The 14,103-nt window shown below is 65.5% G+C and carries 10 protein-coding genes; 2 read left to right on the top strand and 8 right to left on the bottom strand.

The genetic code is table 11. The features are described from left to right. Positions 1–40: 40 nt before the first annotated feature. Entirely contained in the window at positions 41–1,003 is a 963-nt protein-coding gene (locus ACYRGX_RS08430) for an IS110 family RNA-guided transposase (protein WP_473056599.1), read from the top strand. A 70-nt stretch (positions 1,004–1,073) separates the two neighbouring features. Here ACYRGX_RS08430 and ispD read toward each other — a convergent pair whose 3' ends face one another. The 8 genes from ispD to dnaE all read right to left on the bottom strand — a co-directional run bounded on the left by ispD (position 1,074) and on the right by dnaE (position 12,147). Beyond that, a complete protein-coding gene (gene ispD, locus ACYRGX_RS08425; protein WP_473056120.1) occupies positions 1,074–1,838 on the bottom strand; it encodes a 2-C-methyl-D-erythritol 4-phosphate cytidylyltransferase in 765 nt (254 codons plus the stop codon). Continuing rightward, entirely contained in the window at positions 1,835–2,113 is a 279-nt protein-coding gene (ftsB, locus tag ACYRGX_RS08420; protein ID WP_473056119.1) for a cell division protein FtsB, read from the bottom strand. Before ftsB ends, ispD begins: the two co-directional genes overlap by 4 nt. A 68-nt stretch (positions 2,114–2,181) precedes the next feature. Then, positions 2,182–3,471 carry a phosphopyruvate hydratase gene (gene eno, locus ACYRGX_RS08415; RefSeq protein ID WP_473056118.1) on the bottom strand — a complete coding sequence of 430 codons (1,290 nt, stop codon included), beginning with the start codon at positions 3,469–3,471 and terminating at the stop codon, positions 2,182–2,184. Between the two features lie 95 nt (positions 3,472–3,566). Beyond that, positions 3,567–4,409 (bottom strand): 3-deoxy-8-phosphooctulonate synthase, encoded by an 843-nt coding sequence (gene kdsA, locus ACYRGX_RS08410; RefSeq protein WP_473056117.1) that lies wholly within the window; start codon positions 4,407–4,409, stop codon positions 3,567–3,569. Beyond that, entirely contained in the window at positions 4,406–6,037 is a 1,632-nt protein-coding gene (locus ACYRGX_RS08405) for a CTP synthase (protein ID WP_473056116.1), read from the bottom strand. The genes kdsA and ACYRGX_RS08405 overlap by 4 nt, the downstream gene beginning before the upstream one ends. Before the next feature lie 152 nt (positions 6,038–6,189). After that, positions 6,190–7,476 carry a tRNA lysidine(34) synthetase TilS gene (gene tilS / locus ACYRGX_RS08400; protein WP_473056115.1) on the bottom strand — a complete coding sequence of 429 codons (1,287 nt, stop codon included), beginning with the start codon at positions 7,474–7,476 and terminating at the stop codon, positions 6,190–6,192. Positions 7,477–7,519: 43 nt separating this feature from the next. Then, positions 7,520–8,470: an acetyl-CoA carboxylase carboxyltransferase subunit alpha gene (locus ACYRGX_RS08395; protein ID WP_473056114.1), complete on the bottom strand. Its 951-nt coding sequence runs from the start codon at positions 8,468–8,470 to the stop codon at positions 7,520–7,522. A 155-nt stretch (positions 8,471–8,625) separates the two neighbouring features. After that, positions 8,626–12,147, bottom strand: coding sequence for a DNA polymerase III subunit alpha (dnaE, locus tag ACYRGX_RS08390; RefSeq protein WP_473056113.1), 3,522 nt, complete (start codon positions 12,145–12,147; stop codon positions 8,626–8,628). 592 nt (positions 12,148–12,739) lie between these two features. Here dnaE and ACYRGX_RS08385 point away from each other — a divergent pair. Continuing rightward, positions 12,740–14,035 (top strand): NCS2 family permease, encoded by a 1,296-nt coding sequence (locus ACYRGX_RS08385; protein ID WP_473056112.1) that lies wholly within the window; start codon positions 12,740–12,742, stop codon positions 14,033–14,035. Positions 14,036–14,103 lie beyond the last annotated feature (68 nt).

The following is a 14,103-nucleotide window of genomic DNA, read 5'->3' as shown; positions in this document are numbered from 1 at the left end:
TGAGCTCGAAGCTCGCATTGCAAGGCAGGGAGTCAACGTCATGAAACAGCAAGACGCAGAAGTGGTATTGGGTGTAGACGTTTCTAAGGCTCGGTTGGACTGTGCGACCTGGCCGGCGTCTACCGCGTGGGCGCATGAGAATACGGTGGCAGGCATTGACGCGCTGGTGGCCAAAGCCCTCGAACAGCGCTTCAAGCTGGTTGTGCTCGAGGCCACGGGTGGCCTGGAGGCCGAGCTTGCCGCAGAGTTGGCGCGTGCGGGTGTCCCGGTGGCCGTGGTCAATCCGCGGCAGACGCATCGTTTCGCCCAGGCGTTGGGTATTTTGGCCAAGACCGATCAGGTCGATGCCGGTGTCCTGGCGCGTTTCGGCGCGATGACCGGCGTTGAACCCAGAGCCCTCAAGGACGAATCGCTGCGAGCACTCGATGAGGTACTGACACGGCGGCGGCAGACCGTCGAGATGCTGGTCATGGAGCGCCAGCGCTTGGCTCAAGCGCGCGACCCTCGGGTCTCCAAGCATCTCAAGCAACACATCCGCTGGCTGGAGAAGGCCGTCAGTGATTTCGATGACGAGATGCGTCAGCGGATCAAGGACAGTCCCGCCTGGAAAGCCAAGGATGACTTGCTGCAAAGCGTCAAAGGCATTGGAGATATCAATGCGTCGACGCTGATCGCCGATCTGCCGGAACTGGGTCAGCTCACGCGCAAACAGATCGCCGCGCTGGTCGGTGTGGCTCCCTTCGCCCACGACAGCGGCCAGATGCGCGGCAAGCGCAGGATCTGGGGTGGACGTGCAGCCGTTCGCCATGCGCTGTACATGGCGACCCAAAGCGCTCGTCGGTACAACCCCCAGATCAAAGCCATGAGCGACCGCCTGGTGGCGGTCGGCAAGCCACCCAAGGTCGTCATCGTAGCCTGCATGCGCAAACTGCTCGTGATCCTCAATGCGATCCTGCGTACAGGAACGCCCTGGAATCCGGCCTGGGACAGTCGTCAGGCTTGACCGGGAACACGGTTGCTCTCCCGCGAGGGGAGAGGGGCTATTCGTGCAGGGCTTCAGGTCCCTCGCCGGACTACTCCCTCTCCCTTGACGGGAGAGGGCTGGGGAGAGGGTGATCCGGGTGAATGCCCCGTTGCCGACATTGCGCCTGCCGTAACTGACGCAAGGCTTCCAGATCGTCCGGGCGGGTGACCTTGAGGTTGTCCGCCCGTCCTTCCACCAGGCGGGGAGCGTGGCCGGTCCATTCCAGCGCCGAGGCTTCGTCGGTGATCGCCGCTCCGGTGGCCAGCACAGCGGCCAGCGCATCACGCAGCATTCCCAAGCGAAACATCTGCGGCGTATAGGCCTGCCAGATGACGCTGCGATCGACGGTCGCGGCGACCCGCCCATCCGCCCCGATGCGCTTGAGCGTATCCCGCGCGGGCACTGCGAGCAGGCCGCCGATGGGATCGTCGGCGAGAGTATCGAGCAGTCGGTCGAGATCTTCCCGGGCGAGGTTGGGCCGCGCGGCGTCGTGTACCAGCACCCAGTCACCGGCCTGGGCGCCATCACGCAGCAGCGCCTCGAGCCCGGCCAGCACCGAATCGGCACGCTCGCCGCCGCCGTCGACACGCCGGATGCGAGGATCTTGAGCCATGGCGAGCTCCGGCCACCAAGGGTCGGTGGGCGCCAGGCACAGGTACAGGCCCCGCAGCGCGGGATGCTCGAGGAAGCAGTCGAGGGTGTGTTCGAGGATGCAGCGCTGGTCCAGCAACAGGTACTGTTTGGGGCGGTCGGCACGCATCCGGCTGCCGACGCCGGCGGCGGGAATCACCGCCCAGAAAGGAGTTCGGCTCATTGACTGATCTGGAACAGCGTCTCGCCTTGGCGAACCATGCCCAGCTCGTGACGGGCGCGCTCTTCGACGGTTTCCATCCCCTTCTTGAGCTCCATCACCTCAGCCTCGAGCACGCGGTTGCGCTCGAGCAGGCGTTCGTTCTCGCGCTTCTGTTCGGCGATCTGATCACCCAGCTCGCGGACCTGAGCAAAGCTGCCCTCACCCACCCACAGGCGGTACTGCAAACCGCCGAGCAGCAAGGCGAGGATCAGGAACAACCAGTAGTGACTACGCATAGGCGGGCGCGGCTCGATGAAAAAGAAAAAAGGGCGGCCAGGGCCGCCCTCCTTGTAACACGTCAGACTCAGCCGCGGAACTCGGCGCGACCGTTGTACTTGGCGCGCGCGCCCAGTTGCTCTTCGATGCGCAGCAGCTGGTTGTACTTGGACACGCGATCGGAACGGCACAGCGAACCGGTCTTGATCTGCCCAGCAGCGGTACCCACGGCCAGGTCGGCGATAGTGCTGTCCTCGGTCTCGCCGGAACGGTGCGAGATGACGGCGGTGTAGCCGGCGGCCTTGGCCATCTGGATGGCTTCCAGGGTCTCGGTCAGCGAGCCGATCTGGTTGAACTTGATCAGGATCGAGTTGCCGATGCCTTTGTCGATGCCTTCCTTGAGGATCTTGGTGTTGGTGACGAAGAGGTCGTCGCCGACCAGTTGCACCTTGGCGCCGATCTTCTCGGTCAGGCCCTTCCAGCCAGCCCAGTCGGACTCGTCCATTCCGTCTTCCACGGAGATGATCGGGTAGCGCTGGGTCAGGTCGGCCAGGTAGTCGGCGAAGCCGGCGGCGTCGAACACCTTGCCTTCACCGGCCAGGTCGTACTTGCCGTCCTTGTAGAACTCGCTGGAAGCGCAGTCCAGCGCCAGGGTGACGTCGTCGCCCAGGCTGTAGCCGGCCTTTTCCACCGCTTCGGCGATGGCACCGAGGGCATCTTCGTTGGAGGACAGGTTGGGAGCGAAGCCGCCCTCGTCACCCACCGCGGTGTTCAGCCCGCGGCTTTTCAGCACGGCCTTGAGGTGATGGAAGATCTCGGCGCCCATGCGCAGCGCATCGGCGAAGCTCTTGGCACCGACCGGCTGGATCATGAATTCCTGGATGTCTACGTTGTTGTCGGCGTGCTCGCCGCCGTTGATGATGTTCATCATCGGCACCGGCATGGAGTACTGGCCGGGGGTGCCGTTGAGCGCAGCGATGTGTGCGTACAGCGGCAGGTCAGCGTCCTGGGCGGCGGCTTTGGCAGCGGCCAGGGACACCGCGAGAATGGCGTTGGCGCCGAACTTCGATTTGTTCTCGGTGCCGTCGGCATCGATCATCGCGCGGTCGAGGGCCTTCTGGTCCGCCGGGTCCTTGCCCAGCAGCAGGTCGCGGATCGGGCCGTTGACGTTGCCCACGGCCTTGAGCACGCCCTTGCCAAGGTAGCGGCTCTTGTCGCCGTCACGCAGCTCCAGCGCTTCGCGCGAGCCGGTGGAGGCGCCGGACGGCGCACAGGCGCTGCCGACGATGCCGTTATCGAGGATCACATCGGCTTCCACCGTGGGATTGCCGCGGGAATCGAGCACTTCGCGACCCTTGATGTCGACGATCTTTGCCATTGTTGTCGTTGCTCCGTATCAGTGTGACGCACTAAGGGTTGGCCAGGGCCGTCAGAGTGGACAACGGCAGCCCGGCAGGATTCGCTTCGAGCGCCTCAGGCGGTCTCGATCGGCGCGAAGGACTTCACCAAATCGTCCAACTGCTTGAGTTGGGCAAGGAACGGCTCCAGCTTGTCCAGGCGCAATGCACAGGGGCCGTCGCACTTGGCGTGCTCGGGGTCCGGATGCGCTTCCAGGAACAGGCCCGCCAAGCCCTGGCTGAGCCCGGCCTTGGCCAGGTCGGTGACCTGGGCACGGCGCCCGCCGGCGGAATCGGAGCGCCCGCCCGGCATCTGCAGGGCGTGGGTGACGTCGAAGAACACCGGGTATTCGAACTGCTTCATGATGCCGAAGCCAAGCATGTCGACGACCAGGTTGTTATAGCCGAACGAAGAGCCGCGCTCGCAGAGGATCAGCTGCTCGTTACCCGCCTCCTCGCACTTGGAGAGGATGTGTTTCATCTCCTGCGGAGCGAGGAACTGCGCCTTCTTGATGTTGATGACCGCGTTGGTCTTGGCCATCGCCACGACCAGGTCGGTCTGCCGCGAAAGGAAGGCCGGCAGTTGGATGATGTCGCAGACCTCGGCCACCGGGGCAGCCTGGTAGGGTTCGTGAACGTCGGTGATCACCGGCACGCCGAAGGTCTTCTTCACCTCTTCGAAGATCTTCAGACCCTCTTCCATTCCCGGACCACGGAAGGAATTGATCGAAGAGCGGTTGGCCTTGTCGAAGCTGGCCTTGAACACGTAGGGGATGCCGAGCTTCTCGGTGACCTTGACGTAGGCTTCGCAGATCTGCAGCGCCAGGTCGCGCGACTCCAGCACGTTCATCCCGCCGAACAGCACCATCAGCTTGTCGTTGGCGATCTCGATAGCGCCGACGCGCACGACCTTGCTCATGCGCGGCTCCCCTTGTTCGCCAGCGCCGCCTTGACGAAGCCGGTGAACAGCGGATGGCCGTCACGCGGGGTGGAGGTGAACTCCGGGTGGAACTGGCAGGCCACGAACCACGGATGGTCCGGCGCCTCCACCACTTCCACCAGCGCGCCATCGGCGGAGCGACCGCTGATCTTCAGACCCGCCTCGATCAGTTGCGGCAGCAACTTGTTGTTGACCTCGTAGCGATGACGATGGCGCTCGCTGATCACGTCCTTGCCGTAGCAGCCGAAGACGTTCGAACCAGCCTCGAGCTGACAATCCTGGGCACCCAGGCGCATGGTGCCGCCCAGATCGGAGGCCTCGCTGCGTACTTCGGTGCTGCCGTCGGCATCGGCCCATTCGGTGATCAGGCCGACCACCGGGTGGGTGCTGGACTTGTCGAATTCGGTGGAGTTGGCATCATCCCAGCCCAACACGCCGCGGGCGAACTCGATGACCGCAACCTGCATGCCCAGGCAGATGCCCAGGTAGGGAATCTTGTTCTCACGGGCATGCCGTACCGCGGCGATCTTGCCTTCCACACCACGCAGACCGAAGCCGCCGGGCACCAGCACGGCGTCGACGCCATCGAGCAGGCCAACGCCCTGGTTCTCGATGTCCTCGGAGTCGATGTAGCGCAGGTTGACCTTGGTCCGGGTGTGGATGCCGGCGTGGCCCATCGCTTCGATCAGCGACTTGTAGGCGTCCAGCAATTCCATGTACTTGCCGACCATGGCGATGGTGACTTCGTGCTCGGGGTTGAGCTTGGCCTCGACCACGCGATCCCACTCGGCGAGGTTGGCCGGACCGCATTCCAGGCCGAAGCGCTCGACGACGATGTCGTCCAGGCCCTGAGCGTGCAGCACGGACGGAATCTTGTAGATGGTGTCGACGTCTTCCAGGCTGATCACCGCACGCTCTTCCACATTGGTGAACAGGGCGATCTTGCGCCGCGAGGACACGTCCACCGGATGGTCGGAGCGGCAGATCAGCACGTCCGGCTGCAGGCCGATGGAGCGCAGCTCCTTCACCGAGTGCTGGGTCGGTTTGGTCTTGGTCTCGCCGGCGGTGGCGATGTACGGCACCAGCGTCAGGTGCATCAACAGTGCGCGCTTGGCGCCCACTTCCACGCGCAACTGGCGGATCGCCTCGAGGAACGGCTGGGACTCGATGTCGCCCACGGTGCCGCCGATCTCGACCAGGGCCACGTCGGCATCGCTGGCGCCCTTGACGATGCGACGCTTGATCTCGTCGGTGATGTGCGGGATCACCTGGATGGTCGCACCCAGGTAGTCACCCCGGCGCTCCTTGCGCAGCACGTCGGCGTAGACGCGGCCGGTGGTGAAGTTGTTGTTCTGGGTCATGGTGGTGCGGATGAACCGCTCGTAGTGACCCAGGTCCAGGTCGGTCTCGGCGCCGTCCTGGGTGACGAAGACCTCGCCGTGCTGGAAGGGGCTCATGGTGCCCGGATCCACGTTGATGTACGGATCCAGCTTCAGCATCGTGACCTTAAGGCCCCGCGCCTCCAGGATGGCCGCCAGCGAGGCCGAGGCGATGCCTTTCCCCAAAGAAGAAACAACACCACCCGTGACGAAAATGTAGCGCGTCATATAAACCCTAGATTCAGCGTTGAGGCGGCTGGCGCCGCGGGGAAGCGAAAGGAGCGATTGCGCGGAGCAATGGCGAAGCACACCAGGTGCACGAGGCGCCGGGCGAGCGGTATCAAGACGGGAGCGTAGTCTACTGGAAAGCCCTTTCCAGCTCAAACCTCGCTGTTCGTCGCGAAGCGCCAGCGTGGCCCGGCGTCTGCCGCCAGGTTGGCGACCGCGACCAGTCGTTCGCCGGCATAGAGCAGCGGCAGCCGCTCGCGCAGGAACAGCGGGATGCCCGCCTCGTTGAGCAGCCGCTTGAGATCGCGCCGCCCGCGCCCGGGCAGCTGCAGCGATTCGCCACCGCGCCGATAGTCGACCCGCAGCGGCCCGGGCGGCGCTTCGCCGCGCCAACTGAGCTCGCCATTGCCCGGCAGCGGCAATGCGTGCCGCGGATCGTCCCAGACCGTCGTCACGGGCGGCGTTGCATCCCAACCCTGGGGCAACCACCACAAGCGCCCCTCCGCGCGACGCAACTCGCCCGCGACCAGACGCCAGCGGGGCGCGGCGTCGCCTGCGGCATCGCGTAGCGCCTCCCAGCCGGCCCAGTGACGTCGATCGGGCAACGCCGTACGCGGCGCCAGCCAATGACGCAAGGCATTGCGCTGACGCGCGCCGGACAGGCACAGCAAGGGAGCCAGCGCCAGCGAATCGATGTTCAGCCAGGCGAATGGCGAAGGTGTCAGTGCCCGCTCCAGGTCCTGCTCCGCCAGCTCGGCGAGCAGGCCGGCGTCCTCGGCGCATTGCGTGGCGGCGGCGGCCAGGCGCGCATCGACCTGCGGCCAGCGCTCGCGCAGCAGCGGCAGCACCTGATGTCGCAGGCGATTGCGATCCAGTGCGAGGTCGGCATTGCTCGGGTCTTCCAGCCAGTCCAGACGCCGCCGCTCGGCCTCTCCGCGCAACTGCGCCCGAGGGATATCCAGCAAGGGCCGCAGCAGTTGCCCGCGCCCCAGGGAACGGGACGCCGGCATACCGGACAGGCCACGCACACCGGCACCGCGCAGCAGGCGCAGCAGTAGGGTTTCCGCCTGATCGTCGCGATGCTGACCGAGCAGCAGCAGTTCGCCCTCGCCCAGCGCGGCTTCGAACGCGGCGTAACGGGCGCGCCGCGCCTCCTGCTCCAGACTGGCGCCCGCGGCGACCCGCACGCGCACCACACTCAGCGGCACGCCCCAGGCCGCACAGAGTCGCTGGCAGTGCAGCGCCCAGGCGTCGGCGTCGGCCTGTAGGCCGTGGTGTACGTGAAGGGCTTGCAGAGGCGGTAGCCGCTCACGCTGCGGATGCTGCGCCAGCAGGCTCAGCAGCAGCGTGGAATCCAGCCCACCGGAGAGTCCCACCCAGCAGCGCGGCGCCGACGCCCAGGGGGCGAGGCGATCGAGCAGCAGGGCGTCGAGGGACACGGGAAGCGTAACGGGAGGCGCGAACGGCCTCCCGCCGTCGGCGTCAGGCGACGCCGTAGCTCATCAGGCGCTCGTAGCGGCGCTCGAGCAGGGCAGCGCTGTCCATGCCCTTGAGCATGTCCAACTGCTCGAGCAGCGCCTGGCGCAGGTTGGCGGACATCTGCTGCGGATCACGATGGGCGCCGCCCAGCGGCTCCTCGACCACCTGGTCGACGATGCCCAGGCCCTTCAGGCGCTCGGCGGTGATCCCCATGGCTTCGGCGGCGTCCGGCGCCTTCTCGGCGGTCTTCCATAGGATCGACGCGCAGCCTTCCGGCGAGATCACCGAGTAGGTGGAGTACTGCAGCATGTTCAACTGGTCGCACACGCCGATCGCCAGCGCGCCGCCGGACCCACCCTCGCCCACCACGGTGGCGATGATCGGGGTCTTCAGGCGTGCCATCACGCGCAGGTTCCAGGCGATCGCCTCGCTCTGCCCACGCTCCTCGGCGTCGATGCCCGGATAGGCGCCGGGGGTATCGATGAAGGTGAGGATCGGCATCTTGAAGCGCTCGGCCATTTCCATGAGGCGGCAAGCCTTGCGATAGCCTTCGGGACGCGGCATGCCGAAGTTGCGACGCACCTTCTCGCGCACATCGCGGCCTTTCTGGTGGCCGATGACCATCACCGGCTGGCCGTCGAGGCGCGCGGTACCCGCGACGATGGCGGCGTCATCGGAGAAGTGACGATCGCCGTGCAGCTCCTCGAATTCCTCGAAGATCTGCGCGAAGTAATCGAGGCTGTAGGGACGCTTGGGGTGCCGTGCCAACTGGGCAATCTGCCAGCTGGAGAGATTGCCGAAGATGCTCGCGGTGAGCGACTGGCTCTTCTCCTGCAGGCGGGCGATCTCGTCGCCGATGTTCAGCGCGTTGTCGTTGCCAACCAGGCGCAGTTCTTCGATCTTCGCCTGCAGTTCGGCGATCGGCTGTTCGAAATCCAGAAAGTTCGGGTTCATAGGCATCCGTCTTGGTTCGGCGGGCGAACGGCTCGTCTCCTGCACGTTCTGCCGCCGGAACGGCAAAACGTTTGTCATGCTGGCGCATTACCTTACGGAAAGCTGCGCCTGGGGTCGAGACCTGTGCGTGCGATCCACGGCCTGGGGCTCGCGGATCAGCGGTAGTTTAGGAAGACGTTGTCGCGACCGAACTGGTCACGCAGCGCCTGGATCAGATTATCGGCGGGGTCGATGCGCCACTCCTCTCCGAACTGCAGCGTGGCGCGCGCCGAGTCGCTGCGGTAGTCGAGGGTCAGCGGACAGGCACCCCGGTGCTGGCGGCACAGATCGGCCAGCCAACGCAGGCGATCGCCACCCAGGGCACTGGCCGGCACCTGCAGGCGCAGACTCTCGGCAAGGCCGGTGCGCGCTTCCTCCAGGCTCATCACCCGCTTGGCGCGCAGGCGCAGGCCACCGGAGAAGTCGTCGTGGCTGACCTCGCCCTCGACCACCACCAGCGCGTCCGTCTGCAGCAATGCGTTGGCCTGGTTGAAGGCTTCGGCGAACAGCGAGGCCTCGATGCGTCCGGAGCGGTCATCGAGGGTGATGAAGCCCATCTTGTCGCCCTTCTTGTTCTTCATCACCCGCAGCGCGACGATCAGACCGGCGATGGTCTGGTCGCCTCGCGCGGGTTTGAGTTCGACGATGCGCTGGCGCGCGAAGCGGCGCACCTCGCCTTCGTATTCGTCGATCGGATGCCCCGTGAGATACAACCCCAGGGTTTCCTTCTCACCGCGCAGGCGTTCCTTGATGGTCAGCTCGCGGGCCTTGCGATGGTTGGCGTAGACGTCCGCCTCGGGCTCGGCGAAGAGCCCGCCAAACAGGTCCATGTGGCCGCTCTGCTCGCTGCGCGCGGTCTGCTCGGCGGCTTGCACGGCTTCTTCCATCGCCGCCAGCAGCACCGCACGGTTCTGGTCGATGCCGGCCTGGTAGGCCCGCAGCTCGTCGGAGAAATGCGGCCCCAGGCGATCCAGCGCGCCGGAGCGAATCAGTGCCTCGAGGGTGCGCTTGTTGACGCGCTTGAGGTCGACGCGGTTGCAGAAGTCGAACAGGTCCTCGAACGGCCCGCCTTCGGCGCGGCATTCGACGATGGCTTCCACCGGGCCCTCACCGACGCCCTTGATCGCGCCCAGGCCGTAGACGATGCGCCCATCGTCATCGACGGTGAAGCGGAACTCGGAGTTGTTCACATCCGGCGCGACGATGCGCAGCTTCATGTGCCGGCACTCTTCGATCAGCGTCACCACCTTGTCGGTGTTCTGCATATCGGCGGTGAGCACCGCCGCCATGAAGGGTGCGGGATAGTGCGCCTTGAGCCAGGCGGTCTGGTAGGAAACGAAGCCGTAGGCCGCCGAGTGCGACTTGTTGAAGCCGTAGCCGGCGAATTTTTCCACCAGGTCGAAGATGTTGCCCGCCAGCTCCGCGTCGATCTTGTTGTTCGCACAGCCTTCGATGAAGCCGCCACGCTGCTTGGCCATTTCCTCGGGCTTTTTCTTACCCATGGCGCGGCGCAGCATATCCGCCTGGCCGAGGGTATAACCCCCCATCACCTGGGCGATCTGCATCACCTGTTCCTGGTAGAGGATGATCCCGTAGGTCGGCGACAGCACCGGCTTCAGGCCTTCGTACTGGTAGTCGGGGTGCGGGTAGGACACCTCGGCGCGGCCGTGCTTACGGTTGATGAAGTCGTCCACCATGCCCGATTGCAGCGGGCCGGGACGGAACAGCGCCACCAGTGCGATGAGGTCTTCCAGGCAGTCCGGCTTGAGCTTTTTGATCAGCTCCTTCATGCCGCGCGATTCGAGCTGGAACACGGCCGTGGTCTCGGCCTTCTGCAGTAGCTGGTAGGTCGGCTTGTCGTCCAGCGGGATGTGATCGATGTCGACCAGGTCGCTCTCGCCGTTGCGCTTCTGGATGCGATGGATGGTCTCCATCGCCCACTTGATGATGGTCAGGGTGCGCAGGCCGAGGAAGTCGAACTTCACCAGGCCGGCCTGCTCGACGTCGTCCTTGTCGAACTGGGTGACCAGGCCGCCGCCCTCCTCGTCGCAGGCGATCGGCGAGAAGTCGGTGAGCTTGGTCGGCGCGATCACCACACCGCCGGCGTGCTTGCCGGTGCCGCGGATGATGCCTTCGAGCTTGAGCGACATGTCCCAGATTTCCTTGGCATCCTCGTCGCTCGCCAGGAAGTCGCGCAAAGGCTCCTCCATCTCGTAGGCCTTCTCCAGGGTCATGCCGACCTCGAAGGGGATCATCTTCGACAGACGATCGGCCAGGCCATAGGACTTGCCCTGGGCACGCGCCACGTCGCGCACCACCGCCTTGGCCGCCATCGAGCCGAAGGTGATGATCTGGCTGACCGCGTTGCGTCCGTACTTCTCGGCCACGTAGTCGATCACCCGGTCGCGGCCATCCATGCAGAAGTCGACGTCGAAGTCGGGCATGGAAATACGCTCGGGGTTGAGGAAGCGTTCGAACAGCAGGTCGTAGTTCAGCGGGTCGAGGTCGGTGATCTTCAGCGAGTAGGCCACCAGCGAGCCGGCGCCCGAGCCACGCCCCGGACCCACCGGCACGCCGTTGCTCTTGGCCCACTGGATGAAGTCCATCACGATCAGGAAGTAGCCGGGGAAGCCCATCTGGATGATGGTGCCCAGCTCGAATTCCAGGCGGTCGACGTAGACCTGCTTCTTCGCCGCGTAGTCGGGCGTGTCCGGCGGCAGCGAGATACGCAGGCGATCCTCCAGCCCCTCGTAGGAGGCGTGCCGCAGGTAGTCGTCGATGCTCATGCCGTTGGGCGTGGGGAAGTTGGGCAGGAAGTACTTGCCCAGGCCGACCTCGATGTTGCAGCGCTTGGCGATCTCGACGGTGTTCTCCAGCGCCTCGGGCAGGTCGGAGAACAGCTCCCACATTTCTTCGGGAGTCTTCAGGTATTGCTGGTCGGAGTAATTGCGCAGGCGCCGCGGATCGTCCAGCGGGCGGCCTTCGCCGATGCATACGCGGGTCTCGTGGGCCTCGAAGTCCTCGGGCTTGAGAAAGCGCACGTCGTTGCTGGCCACCAGGGGTACGCCGCTGCGCTCGGAAAGTGCTACTGCCGCGTGCAGGTGTTCCTCGTCGCCGACCCGCTCGGTGCGCTGCACCTCCAGGTAGAAGCGGTCCGGGAAGACCGCCTGCCATTCCTCCAGAAGGCGCTCGGCCTGGGCCGTGTCTCCGCTCAACAGGGCCCGACCGATCTCGCCCTCCTTGGCCGCCGACAGCGCGATCAAGCCGTCGGCCGCTTCCTTGATCCACTCCCGGCGCACCACCACGATGCCGTTGTCCTGACCTTCCATCCAGCCACGGGAAATCAACTCGGTGAGGTTGCGGTAGCCGTTGGCATCCATCACCAGCAACGAGATGCGGCTCAGCGGGCCGTCCTCCTCGGCGCGGGCAAGCCACAGGTCGGCGCCGCAGATCGGCTTCACGCCGGCGCCCATGGCGGTCTTGTAGAACTTCACCAGCGAGCACATGTTGCTCTGGTCGGTGACCGCCACGGCAGCCATGCCCGCGCCAGCGACCGCCTTGATCAGCGGTTTGACCCGGACCAGGCCATCGACCAGTGAGTATTCGGTATGCAGGCGGAGGTGGACAAAGGAAGGCATGAGCGGACCCGGGCAGAACATCAAGCGCGGGATTGTAGCGCAAGCGAGCCTCGCCACGACGACCACGGCCGCTCCACGAGACGAGACGCACCCGAGTCATCCGGCAACGCCGTGGACGCACCAGCTGTTTCGAGGCACTAGGGCCTGTTCCCGTTTCATTCGCGAGCCGCGTTGTCGCCAGAAATGGCCTGCGGTTAGGCGCAGGACGCCGCCAATGGTCACTCCCTTGGCAAGTCCTGCAACGACAGCGCAGGCCATTTCTGGCACAACCCTACGGGCCGGTGCCTGTTTTGCCGCAATACGACGTTACTCGTCTTGGACTTACCCCGGTAAGCCCTGCGACTCGCGCCTTGTCTCGCGGCAAAACAGGCGCCGGCGCGGCCGTGAATGAAACGGGAACAGGCCCTAGACTGCATCCGGCGAAACCCACGCGCGTCGTGACTGCGTCCGTTCGGCGCCCCGGCGAGCCCGGCGCGCTCATCGCGACAGCCTTTTGCTATGATGCGCGCCGTTTTTGCTGACCAAGTAGACAACTTTTCGCAGCAGCAACGACGCAGCATACCCACAACACCGGATGCCGACAGGAGCCTCCATGCTGGAACGACTCTTTCAACTCAAGGCGCACCACACCACGGTCCGTCGCGAGGCCCTGGCGGGCCTGACCACCTTCCTGACCATGGCTTACATCCTGTTCGTCAACCCAAGCATCCTCGCCGAGACCGGCATGGACCACGGCGCGGTGTTCGTCGCCACCTGCCTGGCCGCGGCCATCGGTTCGGCGATCATGGGCCTGATCGCCAACTACCCCATCGCGCTGGCGCCGGGCATGGGGCTCAATGCCTTCTTCACCTATACCGTGGTAATGACCATGGGCTACACCTGGCAGACCGCGCTGGGTGCGGTGTTCCTCTCCGGGGCGATTTTCTTCCTGCTGTCGATCTTCAAGATCCGCGAGGCGATCATCCACAGCATCCCGCTGGAACTGCGCGCCGGCATCGCCGCAGGCATCGGCCTGTTCCTGGCGATCATCGCGCTGAAGAACGCCGGCATCGTGGTCGATAACCCGGCCACCCTGGTCGGCCTCGGCGACCTGTCCTCCGGCGGCGCGCTGCTCGCCTGTCTGGGTTTCGTGCTGATCGCCGCCCTCGCCCAGCGCCAGGTCACCGGCGCGGTGATGATCGGCATCCTGGTGGTTACCGGGCTATCCATCGTCCTTGGCCTGTCGAAGCTCGACGCCGTGGTGTCGATGCCGCCCTCGCTGACGCCGACCCTGCTCCAGCTGGACATCGCCGGCGCCCTCGACATCGGCCTGCTCAGCGTGATCTTCGCCTTCCTCTTCGTCGACCTGTTCGACACCTCCGGCACCCTGATCGGCGTCGCCCAGAAGGGCGAGATGCTCGACGAAAACGGCCGCATGCCGCGCCTGGGCCGCGCCCTGCTGGCCGACAGCACGGCGACCATGGCCGGCGCCGCCCTGGGCACCTCGACCACCACCAGCTACATCGAGTCGGCCGCCGGTATCAGCGCCGGCGGGCGCACCGGCCTGACCGCCTGCGTGGTCGCCGCGCTGTTCCTGCTCAGTCTGTTCTTCGCACCGCTGGCCGGCGCCGTGCCGGCCTATGCCACCGCCCCGGCGCTGCTGTTCGTCGCGGTGCTGATGATCAGCTCGCTGGCACAGATCGACTGGAGCGACCTGACCGTCGCCGCGCCGGTGACCGTCGCCGCACTGGCCATGCCGCTGACCTACTCGATCGCCAACGGCATTGCCTTCGGCTTCATCGCCTGGACCGCGATCAAGCTGCTCGCCGGTCGCTGGCGCGATCTCAATCCGGCCCTGGTGGTGCTCTCGGTGCTGTTCGTGATCAAGCTCGGCTGGTTCAACGGCTGAGCCGCAACACGTACAATTGCCGACCCACGCGCCGCTCCTCGTGAGCGGCGCTTTCGTTTTTGCCCCAG

It is taken from the genome of Pseudomonas sp. R4-15 (genome assembly GCF_055768815.1).
This window is presented reverse-complemented; position numbering and strand designations above follow the sequence as displayed.

What these genes read in the sequence shown, in the direction of transcription:
- ftsB (WP_473056119.1), bottom strand. Translation starts at nt 2,113, where the DNA reads ATGCGTAGTCACTACTGGTTGTTCCTGATCCTCGCCTTGCTGCTCGGC.
- ACYRGX_RS08430 (WP_473056599.1), top strand. Translation starts at nt 41, where the DNA reads ATGAAACAGCAAGACGCAGAAGTGGTATTGGGTGTAGACGTTTCTAAG.
- eno (WP_473056118.1), bottom strand. Translation starts at nt 3,471, where the DNA reads ATGGCAAAGATCGTCGACATCAAGGGTCGCGAAGTGCTCGATTCCCGC.
- ispD (WP_473056120.1), bottom strand. Translation starts at nt 1,838, where the DNA reads ATGAGCCGAACTCCTTTCTGGGCGGTGATTCCCGCCGCCGGCGTCGGC.
- dnaE (WP_473056113.1), bottom strand. Translation starts at nt 12,147, where the DNA reads ATGCCTTCCTTTGTCCACCTCCGCCTGCATACCGAATACTCACTGGTC.
- ACYRGX_RS08385 (WP_473056112.1), top strand. Translation starts at nt 12,740, where the DNA reads ATGCTGGAACGACTCTTTCAACTCAAGGCGCACCACACCACGGTCCGT.
- ACYRGX_RS08395 (WP_473056114.1), bottom strand. Translation starts at nt 8,470, where the DNA reads ATGAACCCGAACTTTCTGGATTTCGAACAGCCGATCGCCGAACTGCAG.
- kdsA (WP_473056117.1), bottom strand. Translation starts at nt 4,409, where the DNA reads ATGAGCAAGGTCGTGCGCGTCGGCGCTATCGAGATCGCCAACGACAAG.
- ACYRGX_RS08405 (WP_473056116.1), bottom strand. Translation starts at nt 6,037, where the DNA reads ATGACGCGCTACATTTTCGTCACGGGTGGTGTTGTTTCTTCTTTGGGG.